This window comes from Paenibacillus sp. FSL K6-1096, from assembly GCF_037977055.1.
In the GTDB taxonomy this organism is placed as follows: domain Bacteria; phylum Bacillota; class Bacilli; order Paenibacillales; family Paenibacillaceae; genus Paenibacillus_AQ.
Window position 1 is genome coordinate 3681980 of the sequence record NZ_CP150274.1, and the last position, 23708, is coordinate 3705687.

The 23708-nt window shown below is 52.0% G+C and carries 15 protein-coding genes and 3 rRNA genes; 11 read left to right on the forward strand and 7 right to left on the reverse strand.

Going from position 1 to position 23708, the window contains the following annotated elements; translation table 11 throughout:
* From mnmG to rpmH, 6 genes are all read right to left on the reverse strand, one after another.
* A complete protein-coding gene (gene mnmG / locus MHI24_RS16405) occupies positions 1 to 1887 on the reverse strand; it encodes a tRNA uridine-5-carboxymethylaminomethyl(34) synthesis enzyme MnmG (protein ID WP_340020634.1) in 1887 nt (628 codons plus the stop codon).
* Between the two features lie 17 nt (positions 1888 to 1904).
* Entirely contained in the window at positions 1905 to 3281 is a 1377-nt protein-coding gene (gene mnmE / locus MHI24_RS16410) for a tRNA uridine-5-carboxymethylaminomethyl(34) synthesis GTPase MnmE (protein ID WP_340020635.1), read from the reverse strand.
* Between the two features lie 80 nt (positions 3282 to 3361).
* Positions 3362 to 4096, reverse strand: a complete 735-nt coding sequence (gene jag, locus MHI24_RS16415; protein ID WP_340020636.1) for an RNA-binding cell elongation regulator Jag/EloR — start codon at positions 4094 to 4096, stop codon at positions 3362 to 3364.
* Positions 4093 to 5025 (reverse strand): YidC/Oxa1 family membrane protein insertase, encoded by a 933-nt coding sequence (locus MHI24_RS16420; RefSeq protein ID WP_340020637.1) that lies wholly within the window; start codon positions 5023 to 5025, stop codon positions 4093 to 4095. Before MHI24_RS16420 ends, jag begins: the two co-directional genes overlap by 4 nt.
* A gap of 87 nt (positions 5026 to 5112) precedes the next feature.
* Positions 5113 to 5463 carry a ribonuclease P protein component gene (gene rnpA, locus MHI24_RS16425; protein ID WP_340020638.1) on the reverse strand — a complete coding sequence of 117 codons (351 nt, stop codon included), beginning with the start codon at positions 5461 to 5463 and terminating at the stop codon, positions 5113 to 5115.
* 241 nt (positions 5464 to 5704) lie between these two features.
* Positions 5705 to 5839, reverse strand: a complete 135-nt coding sequence (gene rpmH / locus MHI24_RS16430) for a 50S ribosomal protein L34 (RefSeq protein WP_019914530.1) — start codon at positions 5837 to 5839, stop codon at positions 5705 to 5707.
* Positions 5840 to 6477: 638 nt separating this feature from the next.
* Here rpmH and dnaA point away from each other — a divergent pair.
* From dnaA to gyrB, 6 genes are all read left to right on the forward strand, one after another.
* On the forward strand, positions 6478 to 7824 hold the full coding sequence (gene dnaA / locus MHI24_RS16435) for a chromosomal replication initiator protein DnaA (RefSeq protein WP_340020639.1): 1347 nt from the start codon (positions 6478 to 6480) through the stop codon (positions 7822 to 7824).
* A 196-nt stretch (positions 7825 to 8020) separates the two neighbouring features.
* Positions 8021 to 9163 carry a DNA polymerase III subunit beta gene (gene dnaN / locus MHI24_RS16440; protein ID WP_340020640.1) on the forward strand — a complete coding sequence of 381 codons (1143 nt, stop codon included), beginning with the start codon at positions 8021 to 8023 and terminating at the stop codon, positions 9161 to 9163.
* A gap of 46 nt (positions 9164 to 9209) precedes the next feature.
* Positions 9210 to 9440: a S4 domain-containing protein YaaA gene (gene yaaA / locus MHI24_RS16445; RefSeq protein WP_340020641.1), complete on the forward strand. Its 231-nt coding sequence runs from the start codon at positions 9210 to 9212 to the stop codon at positions 9438 to 9440.
* A 20-nt stretch (positions 9441 to 9460) separates the two neighbouring features.
* Positions 9461 to 10579, forward strand: a complete 1119-nt coding sequence (recF, locus tag MHI24_RS16450; protein WP_340020642.1) for a DNA replication/repair protein RecF — start codon at positions 9461 to 9463, stop codon at positions 10577 to 10579.
* A gap of 15 nt (positions 10580 to 10594) precedes the next feature.
* Entirely contained in the window at positions 10595 to 10843 is a 249-nt protein-coding gene (locus MHI24_RS16455) for an extracellular matrix/biofilm biosynthesis regulator RemA family protein (RefSeq protein ID WP_340020643.1), read from the forward strand.
* Between the two features lie 46 nt (positions 10844 to 10889).
* The gene (gene gyrB, locus MHI24_RS16460) at positions 10890 to 12800 is read left to right on the forward strand and encodes a DNA topoisomerase (ATP-hydrolyzing) subunit B (RefSeq protein WP_340020644.1); all 1911 of its coding nucleotides are present in this window, start codon (positions 10890 to 10892) and stop codon (positions 12798 to 12800) included.
* 91 nt (positions 12801 to 12891) lie between these two features.
* Here the strand turns inward: gyrB and MHI24_RS16465 are convergent, their stop codons facing one another.
* Entirely contained in the window at positions 12892 to 13761 is an 870-nt protein-coding gene (locus MHI24_RS16465) for a YheC/YheD family protein (protein WP_340020645.1), read from the reverse strand.
* 294 nt (positions 13762 to 14055) lie between these two features.
* Between MHI24_RS16465 and gyrA the strand changes: the two genes are divergently transcribed.
* The 5 genes from gyrA to rrf all read left to right on the forward strand — a co-directional run bounded on the left by gyrA (position 14056) and on the right by rrf (position 23367).
* A complete protein-coding gene (gene gyrA, locus MHI24_RS16470) occupies positions 14056 to 16602 on the forward strand; it encodes a DNA gyrase subunit A (RefSeq protein ID WP_340020646.1) in 2547 nt (848 codons plus the stop codon).
* A gap of 105 nt (positions 16603 to 16707) precedes the next feature.
* Positions 16708 to 17808, forward strand: a complete 1101-nt coding sequence (locus MHI24_RS16475; RefSeq protein ID WP_340020647.1) for an HD-GYP domain-containing protein — start codon at positions 16708 to 16710, stop codon at positions 17806 to 17808.
* A 394-nt stretch (positions 17809 to 18202) separates the two neighbouring features.
* A 16S ribosomal RNA gene (locus MHI24_RS16480) occupies positions 18203 to 19763 on the forward strand.
* A gap of 368 nt (positions 19764 to 20131) precedes the next feature.
* Positions 20132 to 23056 (forward strand): 23S ribosomal RNA (locus tag MHI24_RS16485).
* Positions 23057 to 23250: 194 nt separating this feature from the next.
* Positions 23251 to 23367 (forward strand): 5S ribosomal RNA (gene rrf / locus MHI24_RS16490).
* Together the 16S, 23S and 5S rRNA genes form the textbook arrangement of a ribosomal RNA operon.
* The last annotated feature ends 341 nt before the right edge of the window (positions 23368 to 23708 follow it).

Consider the following 23708-nt stretch of genomic DNA (forward strand, 5'->3'; position numbering starts at 1 on the left):
TTATCCTTTCGCCGCTGTCACACGGTTGTAATGCTCCAGATAGACCAGGAGAATAGAAATATCAGCCGGGGTTACACCCGCGATACGTGAAGCCTGACCGATAGAGATCGGCGCGATCTTGGTCAGCTTCTGCCGGGCCTCCATCGCCAGTCCGTGAATCTCATTATAGTTGATATCCTCAGGAATCTTCTTCTTCTCCATCTTCTGCAGCTTCTCTACATGCAGCAGCTGTTTCTCAATATATCCGGCATATTTAATCTGAATCTCGACCTGTTCCTTCATCTCTTCATCCAGCTCCTCTGGAGCAGGCGATATCCGGTCCACAAAGCTGTAAGCGACCTCCGGGCGGCGCATTAAGGTCAGCAGATTGCTTCCGTCTACAATTGGTGCAGATCCATATTCAGCAAGCGTCTCATTCACCTGAACCGGCTTAACCTTCGTCTCCTGCAGACGGATAATCTCCTGCTCTACCCGCGCTTTCTTATCAAGGAAGGCCTCGTAACGAGCCTCAGCAATCAGTCCAATCTCATGGCCGATCGGTGTCAGGCGGAGATCCGCATTATCATGGCGGAGCAGCAGCCGGTATTCGGCACGCGAGGTCAGCAGCCGGTACGGCTCGTTGGTTCCCTTGGTAACGAGGTCATCAATTAGTACTCCGATATATCCCTGTGAACGGTCAAGCACGACCGGTTCCTTCTCCTGCACCTTACGGGCGGCATTGATTCCGGCGATGATTCCCTGTCCTGCAGCCTCCTCATACCCGGAGGTACCATTGATCTGCCCGGCGGTGAACAGCCCGGGCAGACGTTTGGTTTCCAGGGAAGGCCAGAGCTGGGTCGGCACCATCGCATCATATTCGATAGCATACCCGTTGCGCATCATCTCCACCTTCTCCATCCCGGGAATCGAACGCAGCATAGCGAGCTGTACATCCTCAGGAAGACTGGTGGACAGACCTTGTACATAGTATTCCGATGTGTTTTTGCCTTCCGGCTCCAGGAAAATCTGATGCTGCGATTTATCGCTGAACCGGACAATTTTATCTTCAATAGAAGGACAATACCGCGGGCCGGTTCCTTCAATAATACCGGTGAACATCGGCGCCCGGTGCAGGTTGTCATTAATGATCTGGTGTGTATCCGCCGACGTATAGGTCAGCCAACAAGGGAGCTGCTCATTATCAGAAGATTTGGTTTCGTACGAGAAGAACTTAAGCTTCTCATCCCCCGGCTGAATCTCCGTCTTGGAGAAATCAATCGTATCCTTATGCACCCGCGGCGGTGTACCGGTCTTGAACCGGACCAGCTCGAAGCCCAGCTCACGCAGATTCTCGGACAGCTTCACGGACGGCTGCTGATTGTTAGGGCCGCTCTCATAGGTCAGCTCGCCCATAATGACTTTACCGCGCAGATAGGTTCCGGTAGTGAGAATTACAGTCTTGCTGCGATAGACGGTTCCGGTCTTGGTAACAACCCCGGCACAACGTCCGTCCTCGACGATCAGCTCTTCTACCATCCCCTGGCGCAGTGTCAGGTTCGGCGTCTTCTCCATCGTCTCTTTCATCGCATGCTGATAGAGGAACTTATCCGCCTGGGCACGCAAAGCGTGGACAGCAGGTCCTTTCCCCGTATTCAGCATCCGCAGCTGGATGAAGGTCTTGTCAATATTGCGGCCCATTTCACCGCCCAGCGCGTCGATCTCCCGCACCACATGGCCTTTGGCCGGTCCGCCAATCGATGGATTACATGGCATGAAGGCCACCATATCCAGGTTAATCGTGATCATCAGTGTGCGGCAGCCCATCCGTGCAGCAGCCAGTGCCGCCTCACAGCCGGCATGTCCGGCACCGATGACGACAACATCATAGCTGCCTCCATCATAATTCATAGCTGTTATCCCTCCTTTTATTTGCCTAAGCAGAATTGCGAGAAAATCTGGTCCAGCAGTGAATCCGCAGCCGTATCCCCGACAATCTCTCCAAGCTGCTCCCAGGCCAGACGTACATCAATTTGAATCATATCTATAGGAATCAGCATCTCCGCTGCTTCATAGGCATCCTGCAGTGACTTATGGGCCTTCTTCAGCAAGGCAATATGTCTTACATTACTGACGTAAGTCAGATCACCCGACTCCAGCTTGCCTTCAAAGAAGAGCGCCGAGATCGCCTCTTCGAGCTTATCCAGCCCTTCCTCCTCCAGCACAGACATCGGCACAATACTCGCTTCATCGAAAAAGGAGCGCAGTCTGTCCTTGTCCAGACGGGACGGTAAGTCCATTTTATTCATGATGACCAACGCTTGTCTACCGTGGATTTGTTCCATCAGTGCCAATTCATCTTCATGCAGCTCTTCACTGGCATTCAGCACCAGCAGAATCAGATCGGCATCACCGAACGCCGCCTTCGAGCGCTCCACCCCGATCCGCTCCACCACATCCATTGTTTCACGGATGCCGGCCGTGTCCAGCAGCTTCAGCGGAATATTATTAATCGTTACATACTCTTCTATTACATCACGCGTCGTCCCCGGAATATCGGTTACAATCGCCTTATTGTCGCGGGCCAGGGCATTAAGCAGTGAGGACTTGCCTACATTCGGCCGCCCCACAATCGCCGTGGTAATGCCTTCACGCAGAATTTTGCCTTCGTTGGCTGTCCGGAGCAACTGTTCAATGCCGTCCATCACCTCACGGCTCTTGCTCTTAATGAAATCCGCCGTCAGCGATTCCACGTCATGCTCGGGATAATCAATGTTCACTTCAATATGAGCCAGGGTCTCGATCAGGGTATGGCGAAGCGCATGAATCTTCGCGGACAGTGAGCCTCCTACCTGCTTCAGGGCAACAGAGAAGGCCCGGTCCGACTTGGAGCGGATCAGGTCGATGACCGCCTCCGCCTGGGACAGATCAATCCGTCCGCCCAGGAAGGCCCGCTTGGTGAACTCCCCCGGCTCGGCCAGGCGGATGTCCTGCTGCAGCAGCAGGTCCATCACTCTTCTTACAGAGATGATGCCGCCATGGGCGCTGATCTCCACCACATCCTCTGTTGTGAAGGAACGCGGTCCCTTCATGACTGTGACCAGCACTTCCTCCAGCTGCTCCCCGTTCTGAGGACTGACGATATGCCCGTAATGCACGGTATGGGATTCTGCCTCTGTCAGGGGAATGCGGCTCCGGAACAGGGGCGCCACCTGGGGTATCGCCTGCGGTCCGCTCACCCGGATGATGGCAATGCCGCCCTCCCCCAGAGCTGTCGATACAGCGGCAATGGTGTCACTAAGCATGTTGGTATTCACCTCTTCATTGGTTTTGAAAAAAACAATGACCCCTCGTATTGGTCAAGGAGTCATTGCAGCATATAGTTCTACTTGAGCGTTATAACGACGCGGCGGTTCGGTTCCTCGCCCCGGCTGAGCGTATTCACCTGGCGGTGATCCTGCAGCCGGGAATGGATAATCTTGCGCTCCTGCGGGGACATGGGCTCCAGGACAACCTCTTTGCGGGTCCTTACCACACGTCCTGCAAGACGGTCAGCCAGCTCCTCCAGCGTCTTCTTGCGGCGTTCCCGGAAATTCTCCGCATCCAGCACCAGCCGGATGAAGCTGTCGGAATAACGGTTGGCAACAATATTAGCCAAATATTGCAGCGCATCGAGAGTCTGGCCTCTTCTGCCGATCAGCAGCCCGAGATCCGGACCCGAGATTTGCAGAACAGTTGATTCTTTGGTATGCACAATTTCAACTTCTACTGAAAGCCCCATGCTCTTGGCAACATCCACAATGAAATGAACGGCCTCCTGGTAAGCTTCCTCCACCTGTTGTCCGGAATCCTGGCGCGGTACACCGCCGGTAGCCTCTGGTTTGCTCTCTCTGGCTGACTGCTGAGACAGTAGCGGAGCACTCGCCGCTGATGCCGGTGCGGCTTCAGGAATCAAGGTTAATTCGACCTTGGCCCCCTTCGCACCGATCAATCCAAGGAATCCTTTTGACGGCTGTTCAAGTACGTTGACCGTTACCCGGTCCTTGTGAACCCCAAGCTGATTAAGTCCCCGTTCTACAGCTTCTTCAATGGTTTTCCCTGTCGCGACGACTTTGCTCATTTTGACTTTTTGACCCCCTTCTTCCCTTTGCTGGCGTTGCCTTTTGCAGCAGGAGTAACATCTTTGCGGGCGCTGTTATTACTGTTCTTGCTCTTATTCAGATTCACTTCCTTGCTCTTACCGCTGTTGGCAGCAGCATTGGCAGCTACGATAGCCGCTTTGTGCTTATCATTGTTGCGGTACAGGAAGTAGTTCTGGACAATGGTGTAAATATTGCTGTATACCCAGTACAGAGGCAGAGCAGCCGGGAAATTGTAGGACATAATGAAGATCAGAACCGGATAGACCATCATCATGAACTGCATTGGACCCTGCTGTTGTACCGGATTCATCTTGGTCATCATGCGGGTCTGAATGAAGGTGGTTGCGGCAGCCAGTACCGGCAGGATGAACAGGTGATCGGGCTTGCCGAGCTGCAGCCATAAGAAGTCATGCAGTCTGAGATCCGGGTTATAGTAGATGGAATTGTATAGGGCGATAAAGATTGGCATTTGTACAAGCAGCGGCAGACAGCCGGCCATCGGATTAACCTTGTTCTCCTGGAACAGCCGCATCGTTTCCTGCTGTACCTTCTCAGGCTCATCTTTATATTTTTTCTTAATTTTCTCCAGCTCCGGCTGGATCGCCTGCATGGCGCGCGAGCTCTTCACCTGCTTGATCGTCAGCGGCAGAATCAGTGTACGGACGATAATCACCATTACAAGAACGGCGAAGCCGTATTGGCCGTTAAACCACTTCGCGAAAGTATCCAGGGCAATGGCGAAATAATAGACAACATTACTCTGCCAGAAGCCTCCATTTTTCAAATCCTCCGTAGTGTGCGTCACTGATGTCGCAGACGGAGAGCATCCCGACAGAACAGCGATCATTAGAACCATTAACCCGAGGAGAAGAAACATTTTTCCCCGCTTAGTCTTCATTAGAGACACTTCAAAACCCCTCTCATAAACATTCCACTGCACCGTAAATCATAACATAATTATGGATACAAATAAACAAGCCCTCTTCCGGCCCGTTTACTTGCGTGAAGCCTTGAGCAGCTTGGCTTTGCGGAGCACATGCAGCACACTTTTCTCAAGCTCGGCGTAATCCTTGGAAAGCGCTCCCTTTCGGACGATGAACACGATGTCCAGGTTGCCTGCGATCTCCGGCTCATGGTGGCGGACAATCTCCTTGACCAGCCGTCTCATCCGGTTGCGGACCACGGCATTCCCGACCTTCTTGCTGACGGATATGCCCACCCGGAACCGCTCTACCTCTCTACGCGGGAACCAATACACTACATATTGATGATTCGCAAATGACTTCCCATGGCGGTATACGCGGCTGAAGTCAGCACGATTTCGTAATCGTAAACTTTTGTGCACGGGAATCTCCTTGTTTAAATACCGGGCCTTGTCCCTCTCTCCGGCATTTTCATTCTTAATTAGTATTGTCATTCAGAGGATGCCATAAACAATCAGGCTGCCTGCGGCCTGGAGGATCTGCTGATGATTCTCTATATTCAAAAAAAGCCCCGCTAAAGGGGCATCCGTTTCTGCGCTATATATAGTAGAGAAAAAACAAGAGTAAAAAAGGACCACAGCAGTGGTCCTTAAGTGGCCTAACTTACGCACTCAAAACTTTTCTGCCTTTCAAGCGGCGGGCTGCCAGCACTTTACGGCCGTTTTTCGTGCTCATTCTTTTGCGGAAACCATGTACCTTCTTGCGTTTGCTCACATTCGGTTTGAACGTCGGTCTCATGTATTGCACCTCCCTTACAGGAACTTATTTTACTGTCATATAAGCAGAAACGGAACTAGCCGTCCTTAGGTAGGGACAGTATCTACAAGTATTATTGATTTCAGTTGGAGACATATCCTCACAGAAAACACCTTTATATATTTAAACACACACTGGCGTCAAAAGTCAACCGCATCTCTTCCTCCCTCTTTTGCTAAAAAAATAATCCACAGCCCCATCCGGTTATCCACCTGTGATTAAAAAAATCGTCGTTTGCTCACAGCTGAGAACAACCTGTGTATAAAAATCTCGAAGGTTTGGCGGAAGTTGTCGAACGGTGAACAAATTATCAACAATATGTAGTGGTGTTCTTAAAAATTATACACAAGTGATTGAATTTGTGGATAAAATAACGCGGCTCATTGAAAAACAAGGGGGCTTTTGCTATGATGGTATTACTTTTGAATGTGAATAGATTTATTTGTTCAATATATTATCAACAAGCTGTGGATAAAGTTGTGAACAAATCAAATCTATCCATATTTTTTTGTTTCTTTATCTTGCGTACTGGGGATAAGATTCAGCACTAACCCATTTTCTTCGACATTTCCACTTCATGGCTGACGCCACATTTGGAAGATTTAAAGGAGTGACAGTCTGTGGACAGCCATACTTCCGAATTATGGCAGCAAATTTTATCGATTATTCAAACCAAACTAAGCAAGCCGAGCTTCGATACCTGGTTCAAGGCCACCAAGGCCCAGGCGTTCAGCCCCCAGGCCCTGATCATCTCGGCGCCAACAACCTTTGCCGTAGAATGGCTGGAAAGCCGCTACACCAAACTGGTGGGAGCCACAGTATATGAGGTCACCGGACAGCAGGTTGAAGTCAAATTTGTAATTGAAGAGAACAAGCCCTCTGAGCCTGTTGTTCAACAGACAGCGCCCTCTCCCGCAGTATCTCGCGAAGAAGCACAGACGCATTTGCTCAATCCCAAGTACACTTTTGATACATTCGTCATCGGTTCGGGCAACCGCTTCGCCCATGCAGCCTCACTGGCTGTTGCCGAAGCGCCGGCCAAAGCTTATAACCCATTATTTCTGTACGGCGGTGTAGGTCTCGGGAAGACTCACCTCATGCACGCGATCGGCCATTATGTGCTGGAGCATAATCCTAACAACAAGGTCATCTACATCTCGTCCGAGAAGTTCACGAACGAATTCATCAACTCCATCCGTGACAACCGCGGCGAGAGCTTCCGCAACAAGTACCGCAATGTTGACATTTTGCTCATAGACGACATCCAATTCCTGGCCGGCAAAGAGTCAACGCAGGAGGAATTTTTCCATACATTCAATGCGCTGCATGAAGAACGCAAGCAGATCATTATCTCAAGCGACCGGCCCCCGAAGGAGATTCCCACACTGGAGGAACGGCTGCGTTCCCGGTTTGAGTGGGGCTTGATCACCGATATCCAGCCGCCTGATCTGGAGACACGGATCGCCATTCTCCGCAAGAAGGCGAAGGCAGAGAATCTGGATATCCCGAACGAAGCGATGATGTACATCGCCAATCAGATCGATACGAACATCCGTGAGCTGGAAGGCGCACTGATCCGGGTGGTGGCTTATTCTTCCCTGACGAACCAGGATGTAACCACCCATCTGGCCGCCGAAGCGCTGAAGGATATCATTCCTTCCAGCCGTCCGAAGATGATTACTATAGGCGATATTCAGCAGAAGGTCGGCGAATATTACAATTTGCGCATGGAGGACTTCAAGGCGCGGAAGCGCACGAAGGCCGTTGCTTTTCCCAGACAGATTGCCATGTATCTCTCGCGTGAGCTGACCGATTATTCGCTGCCCAAGATCGGCGAAGCCTTCGGAGGACGCGACCATACAACCGTGATTCATGCCCATGAGAAGATTACGCAGCAATTAAAGGCAGACCAGGAGCTGTACAAGGTGGTAAACAATCTATCAGAGAAAATTAAAAATCCTTCCTAAGAGGAATACAGAGCCTATGCACAATCTATACACATGTGGATAGGCTTAATTTTATGCTGCCCGGTGACTTATCCACATAAACGGAGCCCCTACTACTAATACTATTAAATAACTATAATTATTCTTCTTCTAAGAGCAGCGTGCAGAGCAGATGAACAACCAACCGTTTCCCAACTTTTCAGCTAGGAGTGAAAATATGAAAATCAGCATTCTCAAAAATGAACTCAACGAATCCATAAGCCATGTCTCCAAAGCCATCTCCAGCAGAACGACCATTCCGATTCTGACCGGGATCAAGTTCGAGGTGAACCACCAGGGAGTCACCCTGACAGCAAGCGACACCGATATCTCAATTCAATCCTTCATTCCTGCCGAGAATGACAGCCAGACAATCGTTAAGGTTGAGCGTCCGGGCAGTGTGGTGCTTCCAGCCAAATTTTTTGTCGAGATTATCAAGAAGCTTCCCTCCAAAGAGATTCAGATGGAAGTGAAGGAAGGCTTCCAGACCTATCTCTCCGCCGGTTCGACTGAGATTCAGATCGTGGGGCTTGACCCAGAGGAGTTCCCGGTTCTGCCAAGCATTGAGGAGAATGAGACCATCTCGCTGCCGGGCGATCTGCTGAAGAATATGATCAAACAGACGGCCTTCTCCATCTCCACCCAGGAGACGACCCCGATTCTGACCGGGATTCTGTGGAATCTGACGGATAACGAATTCAAGTTCACGGCCACCGACCGCCACCGCCTGGCGACCCGGGCTGCGCATCTGGAAGGAACCGAGAATATCCAGTTTGCGAATATTGTCATTGCCGGCAAAACGCTGAACGAGCTGAGCAAGATCATTCCCGACCAGAATATGCTGGTGGATATTGTCGTCGCCGACAACCAGGTGCTGTTTAAGATCGACAAGGTGCTGTTCTATTCCCGCATCCTGGACGGCATTTATCCGGATACTTCTAGGATTATTCCGACAACCTACAAAACAGAACTGACACTTGACACCAAAAAACTCAGCGAGTCGATTGACCGTGCGTATCTGCTCTCCCGCGAAGAGAAAACCAATATCGTCCGGATGCAGACGCTGGAGAACGGCGATGTCGAAATTTCCTCCAGCTCGTCGGAGCTGGGTAAGGTACGTGAAGAGCTGGAAGTAATCGATTTCAAAGGCGAGCCGCTGCGGATCTCCTTCAACTCCAAATATATGCTTGATGTGCTGAAGGTGGTTGAGAGCGAGCAGCTGGTCATTGCCTTCACCGGCATGATGAGCCCGATTATTCTCAAGCCGCTGGATGAGAGCCGCAGCCTGTATGTTATTTTGCCGTACCGGACAACCAATTAACGCCCTGTCCATGAGCTGTGGATAAGTGGCGGAAAGGAGCAAAATCATGAAAAAAATAGTTATCCACAGTGGATATATCAAGCTGGACCAGTTCCTGAAGCTCGCGGATTGTGTATCCACAGGCGGGATGGCCAAGGCGCTGCTGCAGGAAGGCCATGTACAGGTGAACGGGGAGGCTGAAGAACGGCGTGGCCGGAAGTTATACCCTGGTGATAAGATAGAGGTACAGGATTGCGGCGTATTTGAAGTTGAAGGCGGCGGAGTCAAGGAGGAGTAACCCTAAGGAGGAACAGGCTCTTGTTTGTCAAAAATATCGGTCTGCAGGATTACCGCAACTATGGGCTGCTGCGTCTTGAGCATCTGGGCGAGGTGAATCTCATTCTCGGCCAGAATGCCCAGGGCAAGACCAACCTGATGGAGGCTCTATTTGTCCTGGCGATGACCAAAAGCCACCGGACCTCCAAGGACAAGGAGCTGATCTCCTTCGATGCCCCGGCAGGCTCGGCCCAGATTGTCGCCGAAGTGGAGCGGAAATACGGGGACCTGAAGCTGGAGCTGATGCTGTCCCCCCAGGGCAAGAAGGCCAAAATCAACGGACTGGAGCAGCGGCGGCTGAGCGAGTTCATCGGTTCGCTGAATGTGGTCATGTTCGCCCCGGAGGATCTGGAGATCGTCAAAGGCACTCCGGGCATCCGGCGCCGGTTCCTGGATATGGAGATCGGCCAGGTTCAGCCCAGCTATCTGTTTCATCTGCAGCAGTACCAGAAGATTCTGCTCCAGCGGGGCAATCTGCTGAAGCAGCTATGGGGCAAAGAGGGCGGAGGCCGGGAGCTGCTGGACATCTGGGATACCCAACTTGTAGAGCATGGTGTTAAAATCGTCAAAAAAAGGAAACAATTCATAAAGAAGCTCCAGTTATGGGCAGAAAGCATCCACCGGGGCATTACAAACGGCGGCGAAGAGCTGAAGCTGCTCTATGTCCCCTCGTTTGGTGAGCGTGAAGAGGAAGATGAAGCTGTCTTATTGGACAATTTTATGTTAAAGTTATCACAAACAAGAGATCAGGAAATCAGGCGCGGTATGACGCTGACGGGTCCCCATCGGGATGACCTGTCCTTTTTTATCAACGGAAGAGAAGCTCAGGTCTACGGCTCCCAGGGACAGCAGCGTACGGCAGCTTTATCGCTCAAGCTGGCGGAAATTGAACTGATTCATGAGGAGATCGGAGAATATCCTGTGCTGCTTCTTGATGATGTTCTGTCCGAGCTTGATCCCTACCGTCAGACCCAGCTGATCGAAACCTTCCAGAGCAAGGTCCAGACCTTCATCACCGCTACCGGTGTAGAGGGCCTGAATGCTGACAAATTAAAGGGTGCAGTCCTGTATCATGTTCATGGCGGCAAAGTGGAGCTATAAGAGCGGAGGAAGACCATGTATATTCATTTGGGCGGAGAAAAAATTATTCGGTCCTCAGAGCTGATTGCTATATTTGATATTTCGATTGAGAAATCCTCCAAGGTATCGAAGCAGTTCATGACTCATTCCCAGCAGGACAGGAAGCTGGAACGCATTGGTGAAGAGGAAGCGAAGTCTATTGTCGTGACCAGGAATACAGTCTACTACTCCCCGATCTCCTCCTCCACACTCAAAAAAAGAGCCAAAGTCTTGTTAGAAATATAATGCTGTACTAGTTACTGGAGATAATCTGAAAGAAGTAGGTGAAGGCATGTCAATGAATCAACCGACATATGATGAGAGCCAGATTCAGGTGCTGGAGGGGCTGGAAGCGGTTCGGAAACGTCCCGGCATGTACATCGGCTCCACCAGCTCCAAAGGTCTGCATCATTTGGTCTGGGAGGTTGTCGATAATAGTATCGACGAGGCGCTGGCAGGTTTTTGCGACCGGATTCAAGTCAAGATCCATGAGGATAACAGCATAACTGTAATTGACAACGGCCGGGGGATTCCTGTCGGCGAGAATGTTAAGCTGAAGAAATCCACGCTGGAAGTGGTTATGACAGTTCTTCATGCGGGCGGCAAATTCGGCGGCGGAGGCTATAAGGTGTCCGGCGGTCTTCATGGCGTAGGGATCTCTGTAGTTAACGCATTGTCTGAGAAGGTGGTAGTCAACGTTAAGCGTGACGGCCATGTCTATCAGCAGGAATACAGACGCGGTGTGCCGCAATACGATATCAGAATCATAGGGGATACCGAGGAGACCGGTACGACGACGACCTTCCACCCGGACCCGGAAATTTTTACCGAAACAACGGTTTTTGAATATAATACCCTCCTTACCCGCATCCGCGAGCTGGCCTTCCTGAACAAGGGAATTGAGCTGTCGCTGCTGGATGAGCGGACCGGCGTTGATAATGTATTCAAGTACGACGGCGGGATTGTGGAGTATGTGAAATACCTCAACGAGAAAAAAGAAGCGCTTCATGAGGAACCGATCTACGTGGAAGGCTCACGGGATATGATTGCTGTCGAAGTGGCTCTGCAATATAACGATTCATATACAGAGAACATCTATTCGTTCGCCAACAACATCAACACCCATGAAGGCGGAACGCATGAATCCGGCTTTAAGAGCGCCTTGACGCGGATTATCAACGATTATGCGCGCAAGTCAGGCGTGATTAAGGACAGCAGCCAGAATCTGACCGGGGACGATGTCCGTGAAGGTCTGACGGCGATTATCTCCGTTAAGATACCTGAGCCGCAGTTCGAGGGCCAGACCAAGACGAAGCTCGGCAACAGTGAGGTCCGCGGGGTCGTTGAATCCTTGTTCGGCGAGAAGCTGCAGGAGTTCCTGGAAGAGAATCCGGCCGTCTCGCGCAAGGTGCTGGAGAAGTCGCTGCAGGCTTCCCGGGCCCGCGAAGCGGCCCGCAAGGCCCGTGAGCTGACCCGCCGCAAGAGCGCGCTGGAGGTCAGTGCCCTGCCGGGCAAGCTGGCCGACTGTTCCTCCAAGGATGCATCGATTAGTGAGCTGTACATCGTCGAAGGGGACTCTGCGGGCGGATCAGCCAAGCAGGGGCGCGACCGCCATTTCCAGGCGATCCTGCCGCTGCGCGGGAAGATTCTCAACGTCGAGAAGGCCCGGCTGGACCGGATCCTGTCGAATGCCGAGATCCGGGCGATTATCACCGCACTGGGCACCGGAATCGGCGACGATTTCGACCTCTCGAAGGCGCGCTACCACAAGGTTGTTATCATGACCGATGCCGACGTTGACGGCGCCCACATCAGAACGCTGCTGCTGACCTTCTTCTACCGTTACATGCGGAAGATTGTCGAAGCCGGTTATATCTATATCGCTCAGCCGCCGCTCTTCAAGATCGAGCGCAACAAGGTTGTCCGCTATGCGCAGAGCGAGAAGGAACGGGATGAGATTCTCTCCTCCTTCGGCGAGAATGTGAAGGTTAACGTTCAGCGCTACAAAGGGCTTGGCGAGATGAATGCTGAGCAGCTCTGGGATACGACCATGGACCCTGAGAGCCGGACCATGCTGCAGGTGACCATTGAGGACGCCATGCTGGCAGACAGCATTTTCGATACGCTGATGGGCGACAATGTCGAGCCGCGCCGCGACTTTATCCAGGAGCATGCGCAGTCTGTCAAGAATCTTGATATCTAAGCTGACAAAAGTCAGAGTCGCATAACGAACCTCCGGTTCATCCCTTGCGGGGTGGGGCCGGAGGTTTTTTGCGCTAAAGCTTAAGTGTGCGTTACCTGCGGCTGCCGGAAGCGGTCCGGTTAGGCTTCAAACGTCCGTAGGCAATGGCATAACGCTGGATTCTGCGGTAGATGGCTTTATTGGGGAACTTCTTGAAGACGATGATGGACGGCAGGGTGTTCACTTCAAGCAGCCACAGATCATGATGCTGATCTATCGCCACATCCAGCCCGATCTCCTTGAGCCCGGGATAGGCTGTCTCCAGCTGCGCTCCGATCCGGACGCCCAGTGACTTCAATTGCTGGATGGTTGAAGTTTTCTCATCGGGCGACATATGTTCTCTGAACAGCTCCCCGACCTGGAAAATGCTGCCCCCGCTGTGATAATTCGTGATCACCTTGTGCGGTGCGGCTACCCGTCCCAGCAACCCTGTCGTCTCCCAGGAGCCTTGGAGATTCTTCTGGGTAAGGACCCGCAGGTCGAACGGCCGCCCCTGATGCTGAAGCAGGTCAATGCCCTGCTGAATAAGATACGTAGGCCCGTTGATCCGCGACGACAGGGCATCATGGAGCTCCTCCGGGGTGTTATAGACCTCGGCATCCTTTGCATATCTGAGAATATACATGAGCGTGGGGGCTGCCGGTGCTTCTGCCTCATCGTCTCCTGCTTCTATTGCCGGATCACTGTAATCCGTCTGCAGCTCACTGGGGGTAAGATGGACCAGCCGCCGCTCCACTCGCATCACCCCGCTGCCATAGGTGCCGCGGTCCGGCTTAACGTATACAGTTCCATACATGTCCAGAAGCTCTATCAGATTTTCCAGAGCGTATTTGCGTGTTTCCGGGATGAAGACCGAGAGCTGACGGTTCTGCATAATGACTTTCGTTTTGGCCCATTTGCTGGACACGCGTTGAATCCTCATGATCTGCCTCCGTTTCTTTACGCATAGCGATTTTTCAGGACAAGCAACCGAATCAATGGTATAATAAAAGGATATGGGATCATGTCTTCTGAACGTAATTAGGGTCATTCATCCTTTCTTCTTGTCTTTATAGTCTATGTACTGAAGACACCAGCGGAGAGGGCGTATATCCTTACCCGTACGAAAAGAAAATCAATTAAGACCATACCAGGCTATCATGTTTAATTGTGCTGCATTTGTGAAAGTAATATAATATAGGGTAGCGGTTTTTAACTGAAGGAGGTCCACCAACTCATGGCTGAACAAAATAACCCGCAAATCAGGGATCGGGACATTGGCGTTGAAATGCGTGAATCCTTTATGGATTACGCAATGAGCATCATTGTTAGCCGGGCTTTGCCGGATGTGCGGGACGGACTCAAGCCTGTTCACCGACGCATTTTGTTTGCAATGTCGGAACTTGGAATGTCCTCGGATAAGCCTCACAAAAAATCAGCGAGAATCGTCGGAGAGGTTATCGGTAAATACCATCCTCACGGTGATTCGGCGGTCTATGAAACCATGGTGCGTATGGCCCAGGATTTCTCCATGCGCTATATGCTCGTAGACGGTCACGGCAACTTCGGTTCCATTGACGGGGATATGGCTGCAGCCATGCGTTATACCGAAGCGCGGCTATCCAAAATCGCCGGGGAAATGCTCCGCGATCTGAACAAAGAGACCGTTGATTTCGCTCCCAACTATGATGGTGAAGAGAATGAGCCTGTAGTATTGCCTGCCCGTTATCCGAACCTGCTTGTCAACGGTGTTGGCGGGATTGCGGTGGGGATGGCGACCAATATTCCTCCGCACAATCTTGGCGAGGTTATTGACGGCGTACAGGCGATGATTAAGAATCCAGATATTACGCCTATGGAGCTTATGGAATATATCCAGGGCCCTGACTTCCCGACAGCCGGTTATATTCTGGGCCGCGAGGGAATCCGTCAGGCCTACCGCACTGGACGCGGCTCGGTGACGATGCGCGCCAAAGCGACGATTGAAGAGAATAACGGCAAGGCACGAATTGTTGTGCATGAGCTTCCTTACCAGGTTAACAAAGCAAGGCTGGTTGAGAAGATTGCTGAACTGGTCCGCGAGAAAAAGATTGAAGGGATCACGGATCTGCGGGATGAATCCGACCGTACCGGTATGCGTGTAGTCATCGAAATGCGGCGCGATGTGAATCCGAGCGTTGTGCTTAACAATCTCTACAAGCATACCTCCATGCAGTCCACCTTCGGCATCAACATGCTGGCTATCGTTAATAGTGAGCCGAAGATTCTGAACCTGCGCGATGTGCTGTATCACTACCTGCAGCATCAGATCGAGGTTATCCGCCGGCGGACGATCTTTGAGCTGAAGAAAGCGGAAGCTCGGGCGCATATTCTGGAAGGCTTGCGCATTGCCCTGGATCATCTGGATGAGGTCATTGCCCTGATCCGCGGTTCACGGACGACTGATATTGCCCGTGAAGGCTTGATGGAAACCTTCAGTCTAAGCGTAGAGCAGGCCCAGGCGATCCTCGATATGCGGATGCAGCGCCTGACTGGTCTCGAACGCGAGAAGATTGAGAATGAATATAACGAACTCCTCGCCAAGATCGCTGAATACCGTGAGATTCTGGCGAACGAGCATCTGGTGCTGGAGATCATCAGTAACGAGCTGCAGGAGATCCGGGATAAGTACTCTGATGACCGCCGTACCGAGATCACGGTCGGGGAAGAGAGTATCCTGGACGAGGATCTGATCCCGCGTGAAGAAGTGGTAATCACCATTACCCATACCGGATATATCAAGCGTCTCCCGGTCAGCACCTACCGCAGCCAGAAGCGCGGCGGACGCGGTGTAATGGGGATGGACACCAAGGACCAGGACTTTGTGGAGCATCTCTTCGTGAGCAACTCCCATAATTATCTGATGTTCTTCACCGATAAGGGCAAGGTCTACCGGATTAAGGCTTACGAGATTCCGGAGCTTGGACGCACCGCCCGGGGAACGCCGATCATTAACCTGATTCAGATTGAGCAGGGTGAGAAGATCAGTGCGGTCATCCAGGTAGAAGAAGCGGACAGCGACAAATACCTGTTCTTCGCTACCCGCGAGGGCATCGTGAAGAAGACGCCTCTGGAGGACTATAACAACATCCGCAAAGGCGGCCTGATTGCAATCAACCTCCGTGAGGAGGATTCCCTGATTGAAGTGAAGCTGACTGACGGGCAGCAGAACCTGATTATCGGTACCGCCCGCGGCATGTCGATTACCTTCTCGGAGAATGATGTACGCTCTATGGGCCGCAGCGCTACCGGGGTTAAGGGCATCACGCTGGATGACAATGACCATGTCATTGGAATGGATTGTGTGGACCCTGAACTTGAAGTGCTGATTGTTACCTCCAAGGGGTACGGCAAGCGGACGCCTGCCAGTGACTACCGGTATCAGACCCGGGGCGGCAAGGGCATCAAGACCATTAACCTTACGGATAAGAACGGGCCGGTTGTCGGGCTGAAGGTCGTCAAGCGGGACGAGGATCTGATGATTATTACCACCAGCGGCACCCTGATCCGTACCAGCATGGACGGTATTTCCACGATGGGCCGTTACGCGCAGGGCGTGAAGCTGATTAACATCCGTGAGGATGATGCTGTAGCTACGCTGTGCAGAGCGGACAAAGAGGAAGATGAATTAACCGAACAGGCGGATGGTGAAGAGGTTCAAGCACTAGCTGTGGAGGGTGAAGGCGACAATGGCCAGCCTGATGCAGAAGTAAATGCGGACCACGAAGAGGATCATCAAGAATAGGCAGATATAGAGGAGCATGGGTTTCTGATTTATAGAGACCCATGCTTTTTTTTGGAGTATAATTTAGAGCATTACAGGTGTCACCGAACTAAAGGGGCTGAACGTATGCCGAACATATCCGTTGGAGAGATTCAGGCGGGGGCTAAGATTATTAAGGATGTTATTACTCCTCTTGGAGGGGTGTTATTCAGTAAGGGGAAGATCATTCTCCCGCGGGATATAGAGATATTGCAGGCTTTTCTGATTGGCCAGGTTGAGGTTGAAGGCGCACAGGGAGAAGACAAGGCCGCGGAGCCGGTCAGACCGGCGGGTAAGCAGCAGGCGCCCCGGGCAGGAGCCTTAATTAACGAGTCCGTACTCGCCAAAAGCAATTCCCCGCTTCACGATGAATATGAGAAGATGCTGGTGCTGATCAAACAGAGCTACCGGGCGGCGGCGGCCGCCGCCCTTCCCATCTTCGAGCTGCGGAGCCAGCTGGAGCTGCTGATTAGCCATCTGAAAGATTATCATGTCCTGAAATTTGCACCGCGTGTTCTGCTGGACCAGGATTATAATTATCATAATGCCGTATTATCTGCCCTGACATCATACCGGATTGCCCAGTGGTGCGGATATCCCCAGAAGGACTGGATGCAGGCTGCTTTTGCCGGCTTGCTGCATGATATAGGCAATATCAAGGTGGATGAGGCGCTGCTGCAGAAGCCGACTCCCTTGTCCGCAAGTGAGCTGGATGAAGTGCGCAGACATACAACCTACGGATATCAGCTGCTGCGCAATGTCACTGCGATTAACGAGGGGGTCAGACTGGCCGCTCTCCAGCACCACGAGAAGATCGATGGTACAGGCTATCCGCTCCGGCTGGATGGCACCCAGATTCATTTCTACGCCAAGATCGTGGCGGTGGCTGACATCTTCCATGCCATGACCCTGGGCAAGGCCTACAGGAAGGCACAGTCGCCTTATCTGGTCCTGGAGCAGCTTCAGAAGGAGAGCTTCGGCAAGCTGGACCCGGTCATTGTCCAAACCTTCATCCAGAAAACAACCGATCTGTACAGCGGAACGCGGATACGTCTTAGCGACGGGCGCCACGGGGAGATTATCTTCACTGACCGTACTCATCCCACCAGGCCGATGGTTCAGGTAGAAGGCACCATTGTGAATCTGGCCCAGGAGCGGGAGCTGCATATTCAGGAGATTATTGCTTAAGCATGGTTTTGATAGCGAATAGAAAGCTATGTCATCCGACAGCTGAGTTGCTGTTATAAGGAAAGTGACATAGCTTTCTGTAATTTTCGAAATAACTCTTGCAATGAATCTCTAACCATGGTATATTCTATTTCTGGCCGCGAAACATCAACGCCTTGCTCGAAAAGAAGTTAAAAAAAGAGCTTGCATTGATCGGTCGGATGTGATATATTATAAGAGTTGCTGGCGACGAGATAATGATCGCTGACAACGAGCTTGATCTTTGAAAACTGAACAACGAGTGAGTATCGGAAATCACCTCGGTGATTCCAAATTAGAGAATGTAACCATTCTCGTCAGATGTTTCAAAATGAGCTATCGCTCTTTCTATAAGCGCTTACTTCGGTAAGCGTCCTAATTGGAGAGTTTGATCCTGGCTCAGGACGAACGCTGGCGGCGTGCCTAATACATGCAAGTCGAGCGGAGTCTTGTTGGAAGCTTGCTTCCAACTTGGCTTAGCGGCGGACGGGTGAGTAACACGTAGGCAACCTGCCCCTAAGACTGGGATAACTACCGGAAACGGTAGCTAATACCGGATAATCTCTTTCCTCTCCTGAGGAAAGAATGAAAGGCGGAGCAATCTGCCGCTTGGGGATGGGCCTGCGGCGCATTAGCTAGTTGGCGGGGTAACGGCCCACCAAGGCGACGATGCGTAGCCGACCTGAGAGGGTGAACGGCCACACTGGGACTGAGACACGGCCCAGACTCCTACGGGAGGCAGCAGTAGGGAATCTTCCGCAATGGGCGACAGCCTGACGGAGCAACGCCGCGTGAGTGATGAAGGTTTTCGGATCGTAAAGCTCTGTTGCCAGGGAAGAACGTCCGGTAGAGTAACTGCTGCCGGAGTGACGGTACCTGAGAAGAAAGCCCCGGCTAACTACGTGCCAGCAGCCGCGGTAATACGTAGGGGGCAAGCGTTGTCCGGAATTATTGGGCGTAAAGCGCGCGCAGGCGGCTATTTAAGTCTGGTGTTTAAACCTTGGGCTCAACCTGGGGTCGCACTGGAAACTGGGTGGCTTGAGTACAGAAGAGGAAAGTGGAATTCCACGTGTAGCGGTGAAATGCGTAGAGATGTGGAGGAACACCAGTGGCGAAGGCGACTTTCTGGGCTGTAACTGACGCTGAGGCGCGAAAGCGTGGGGAGCAAACAGGATTAGATACCCTGGTAGTCCACGCCGTAAACGATGAGTGCTAGGTGTTAGGGGTTTCGATACCCTTGGTGCCGAAGTTAACACAGTAAGCACTCCGCCTGGGGAGTACGGTCGCAAGACTGAAACTCAAAGGAATTGACGGGGACCCGCACAAGCAGTGGAGTATGTGGTTTAATTCGAAGCAACGCGAAGAACCTTACCAGGTCTTGACATCCAACTAACGAAGCAGAGATGCATCAGGTGCCCTTCGGGGAAAGTTGAGACAGGTGGTGCATGGTTGTCGTCAGCTCGTGTCGTGAGATGTTGGGTTAAGTCCCGCAACGAGCGCAACCCTTGACTTTAGTTGCCAGCAGGTGAAGCTGGGCACTCTAGAGTGACTGCCGGTGACAAACCGGAGGAAGGTGGGGATGACGTCAAATCATCATGCCCCTTATGACCTGGGCTACACACGTACTACAATGGCCGGTACAACGGGAAGCGAAGCCGCGAGGTGGAGCCAATCCCAGCAAAGCCGGTCTCAGTTCGGATTGCAGGCTGCAACTCGCCTGCATGAAGTCGGAATTGCTAGTAATCGCGGATCAGCATGCCGCGGTGAATACGTTCCCGGGTCTTGTACACACCGCCCGTCACACCACGAGAGTTTACAACACCCGAAGTCGGTGGGGTAACCCGCAAGGGAGCCAGCCGCCGAAGGTGGGGTAGATGATTGGGGTGAAGTCGTAACAAGGTAGCCGTATCGGAAGGTGCGGCTGGATCACCTCCTTTCTATGGAGAATCGTCTTCTGCGATGAAGACATTCAAATTTGAAATCTAGCCGGTCGGCTAGTTGCTCACTCGTTGGTCAGTTTTGAGAGTTTAAGCTCTCAGTTTCTGAAAGGTTTGGACGATCACGAAAGTGCCGTTAAACGTTTCAGACTACAACTTGATCCTTGAAAACTGGATACCGAAACGAATTTGCGTTTTAGAACATTCCTTTAAGCTGAACTTGTGTAAACAAGTTTGAAGTTTTTAGTTATACTAAGTGAAGGTTTTGGATTGTGAGCGACCTTTGGCTTTGAATATTCCAGCGGGCGGATTTATCCGTATGCGCTATTCAAAACAAGATGAGCAAATAAGCCAATACCGGAGCGATTGGTTAAGCTACTAAGAGCACACGGAGGATGCCTAGGCGCCAGGAGCCGACGAAGGACGTGGCGAACAACGAAACTGCCTCGGGGAGCTGTAAGCAAGCTTTGATCCGGGGGTGTCCGAATGGGGAAACCCAGCTGTGGTAATGCACAGTTACTCGTATCTGAATACATAGGATACGCAGAGGCAGACCAGGGGAACTGAAACATCTAAGTACCCTGAGGAAGAGAAAACAATAGTGATTCCGTCAGTAGCGGCGAGCGAACGCGGAACAGCCTAAACCAAGGGGCTTGCCCCTTGGGGTTGTGGGACGTCTCACATGGAGTTACAAAAGGTTAAGGTAGGCGAAGAGGTCTGGAAAGGCCCGCGATAGAGGTAAAAGCCCTGTAGCCAAAAGTTTAACCCCTCCGAGACGGATCCCGAGTAGTGCGGGGCACGTGAAACCCCGTATGAATCCGGCAGGACCATCTGCTAAGGCTAAATACTACCTGGCGACCGATAGTGAATCAGTACCGTGAGGGAAAGGTGAAAAGCACCCCGGAAGGGGAGTGAAATAGAACCTGAAACCGTGTGCTTACAAAAAGTCAGAGTCCTCTATATGGATGATGGCGTGCCTTTTGTAGAATGAACCGGCGAGTTACGTTCAACATGCAAGGTTAAGGTGAGAAGCCGGAGCCGCAGCGAAAGCGAGTCTGAATAGGGCGACTAAGTATGTGGGCGTAGACCCGAAACCGTGTGATCTACCCCTGTCCAGGGTGAAGGTGCGGTAACACGCACTGGAGGCCCGAACCCACGTACGTTGAAAAGTGCGGGGATGAGGTGGGGGTAGCGGAGAAATTCCAATCGAACTCGGAGATAGCTGGTTCTCCCCGAAATAGCTTTAGGGCTAGCCTCGGTGAATGGAGTGGTGGAGGTAGAGCACTGATTGGGTGCGGGGCCCGCAAGGGTTACCAAGCTCAGTCAAACTCCGAATGCCACTTACTTCTTGCCGGGAGTCAGACAGTGAGTGCTAAGATCCATTGTCAAAAGGGAAACAGCCCAGACCATCAGCTAAGGTCCCCAAGTGTGTGTTAAGTGGGAAAGGATGTGGAGTTGCACAGACAACCAGGATGTTGGCTTAGAAGCAGCCACCATTGAAAGAGTGCGTAATAGCTCACTGGTCGAGTGACTCTGCGCCGAAAATGTAACGGGGCTAAATACACCACCGAAGCTATGGCTTGATGCTTGCATCAGGGGTAGGGGAGCGTTGTATGTAGGTTGAAGGTGTACCGTAAGGAGCGCTGGACAGCATACAAGTGAGAATGCCGGTATGAGTAACGAAAAGATCAGTGAGAATCTGATCCGCCGAAAGCCCAAGGTTTCCTGAGGAAGGCTCGTCCGCTCAGGGTAAGTCGGGACCTAAGGCGAGGCCGACAGGCGTAGTCGAAGGACAACAGTTTGAAATTACTGTACCACCGTAATCCGCTATGAGCGATGGGGTGACGCAGGAGGGTAGTGACGCGGACTGATGGATGTCCGTCTAAGCAGTGAGGCTGATGTGCAGGCAAATCCGCACATCATAAGGCTGGGCTGTGATGGGGAGCGAAAATTACAGTAGCGAAGGTCATGATCTCACACTGCCAAGAAAAGCCTCTAGCCAGGAGAAGGTGCCCGTACCGCAAACCGACACAGGTAGGCGAGAAGAGAATTCTAAGGCGCGCGGAAGAACTCTCGTTAAGGAACTCGGCAAAATGACCCCGTAACTTCGGGAGAAGGGGTGCCTCGGTAGGGTGAATAGCCCGAGGGGGCCGCAGTGAAAAGGCCCAAGCGACTGTTTAGCAAAAACACAGGTCTGTGCGAAGCCGCAAGGCGAAGTATACGGGCTGACGCCTGCCCGGTGCTGGAAGGTTAAGGGGAGTGGTTAGGGGTAACCCGAAGCTATGAACCGAAGCCCCAGTAAACGGCGGCCGTAACTATAACGGTCCTAAGGTAGCGAAATTCCTTGTCAGGTAAATTCTGACCCGCACGAATGGCGTAACGACTTGGGCGCTGTCTCAACGAGAGATCCGGTGAAATTTTAATACCTGTGAAGATGCAGGTTACCCGCGACAAGACGGAAAGACCCCATGGAGCTTTACTGCAGCTTGATATTGAATTTGGGTACGATCTGTACAGGATAGGTGGGAGCCGTGGAAAGCGGAGCGCAAGCTTCGCTGGAGGCGCCGTTGGGATACCACCCTGATCGTATCTAGGTTCTAACCTGGTACCCTAAGCGGGTACGGGGACCGTGTCAGGCGGGCAGTTTGACTGGGGCGGTCGCCTCCTAAAGAGTAACGGAGGCGTTCAAAGGTTCCCTCAGAATGGTTGGAAATCATTCGAAGAGTGCAAAGGCAGAAGGGAGCTTGACTGCGAGACCTACAAGTCGAGCAGGGACGAAAGTCGGACTTAGTGATCCGGTGGTACCGCATGGAAGGGCCATCGCTCAACGGATAAAAGCTACCCTGGGGATAACAGGCTTATCTCCCCCAAGAGTCCACATCGACGGGGAGGTTTGGCACCTCGATGTCGGCTCATCGCATCCTGGGGCTGAAGTAGGTCCCAAGGGTTGGGCTGTTCGCCCATTAAAGCGGTACGCGAGCTGGGTTCAGAACGTCGTGAGACAGTTCGGTCCCTATCTGTCGTGGGCGCAGGAAATTTGAGAGGAGCTGTCCTTAGTACGAGAGGACCGGGATGGACGTACCGCTGGTGCACCAGTTGTTCCGCCAGGAGCATGGCTGGGTAGCTACGTACGGACGGGATAAGCGCTGAAAGCATCTAAGCGTGAAGCCCCCCTCAAGATGAGATTTCCCAGTATGTAAGACCCCTTGAAGACGACGAGGTAGATAGGTTGGAGGTGGAAGTGCAGCAATGCATGGAGCTGACCAATACTAATCGGTCGAGGGCTTATCCAATAAACTACCCCAAAAAGTGAAGAAGACGCTGACAAAGCGGATTCCGAGTACTTTCCGGGGGCCCCGTAACAAGGGCAAACGCAGATTTCTGTTTCGGATTCAGTTTTCAGGCGATTAAGCCTGGCAGGAAGTTAAACCGATGGTTTGATATTTTCTGTAGCGATTTCGAGAAGCGTAGGCTTCGAAAAATCATGTTTGGTGGCGATAGCGGAAGGGTTCCACGCGTACCCATCCCGAACACGACCGTTAAGCCTTCCAGCGCCGATGGTACTTGGACCGAAGGGTCCTGGGAGAGTAGGACGCCGCCAAGCACACAAAACCACTGTTGATCACTCGACAGTGGTTTTTTTGTATGCATGGGCTGCATGGCTAATGAGATGGGCGATGTCTGAATGGATCGGATAAACGGGGATGAAAGACAAAGGGGAAGGGGAAGTAGTTGGATTTTGTACACTTGCTGGGGAAGGAATGGACGATCCTCAGACAGCAGTTGGATAAACAACACTTAATTCTTTCGATTCCAGCCCAAGTAACCGTAACGCGTTCCAATAGATGCTATTAATCCAATTGCTTCCACCAAATGCGCAGAAACCAGCAAAATAAGATACGTTTGTCCAACTGCTTCAGCCAAATACACAGACACCGCCGAAGT

Bases quoted from the DNA above. Each gene is read 5' to 3' on its own strand.
- mnmG (WP_340020634.1), bottom strand. From the start codon at position 1,887: ATGAATTATGATGGAGGCAGCTATGATGTTGTCGTCATCGGTGCCGGA.
- mnmE (WP_340020635.1), bottom strand. From the start codon at position 3,281: ATGCTTAGTGACACCATTGCCGCTGTATCGACAGCTCTGGGGGAGGGC.
- jag (WP_340020636.1), bottom strand. From the start codon at position 4,096: ATGAGCAAAGTCGTCGCGACAGGGAAAACCATTGAAGAAGCTGTAGAA.
- rpmH (WP_019914530.1), bottom strand. From the start codon at position 5,839: ATGAGACCGACGTTCAAACCGAATGTGAGCAAACGCAAGAAGGTACAT.
- dnaN (WP_340020640.1), top strand. From the start codon at position 8,021: ATGAAAATCAGCATTCTCAAAAATGAACTCAACGAATCCATAAGCCAT.
- yaaA (WP_340020641.1), top strand. From the start codon at position 9,210: ATGAAAAAAATAGTTATCCACAGTGGATATATCAAGCTGGACCAGTTC.
- MHI24_RS16455 (WP_340020643.1), top strand. From the start codon at position 10,595: ATGTATATTCATTTGGGCGGAGAAAAAATTATTCGGTCCTCAGAGCTG.
- gyrB (WP_340020644.1), top strand. From the start codon at position 10,890: ATGTCAATGAATCAACCGACATATGATGAGAGCCAGATTCAGGTGCTG.
- MHI24_RS16465 (WP_340020645.1), bottom strand. From the start codon at position 13,761: ATGAGGATTCAACGCGTGTCCAGCAAATGGGCCAAAACGAAAGTCATT.
- gyrA (WP_340020646.1), top strand. From the start codon at position 14,056: ATGGCTGAACAAAATAACCCGCAAATCAGGGATCGGGACATTGGCGTT.
- MHI24_RS16475 (WP_340020647.1), top strand. From the start codon at position 16,708: ATGCCGAACATATCCGTTGGAGAGATTCAGGCGGGGGCTAAGATTATT.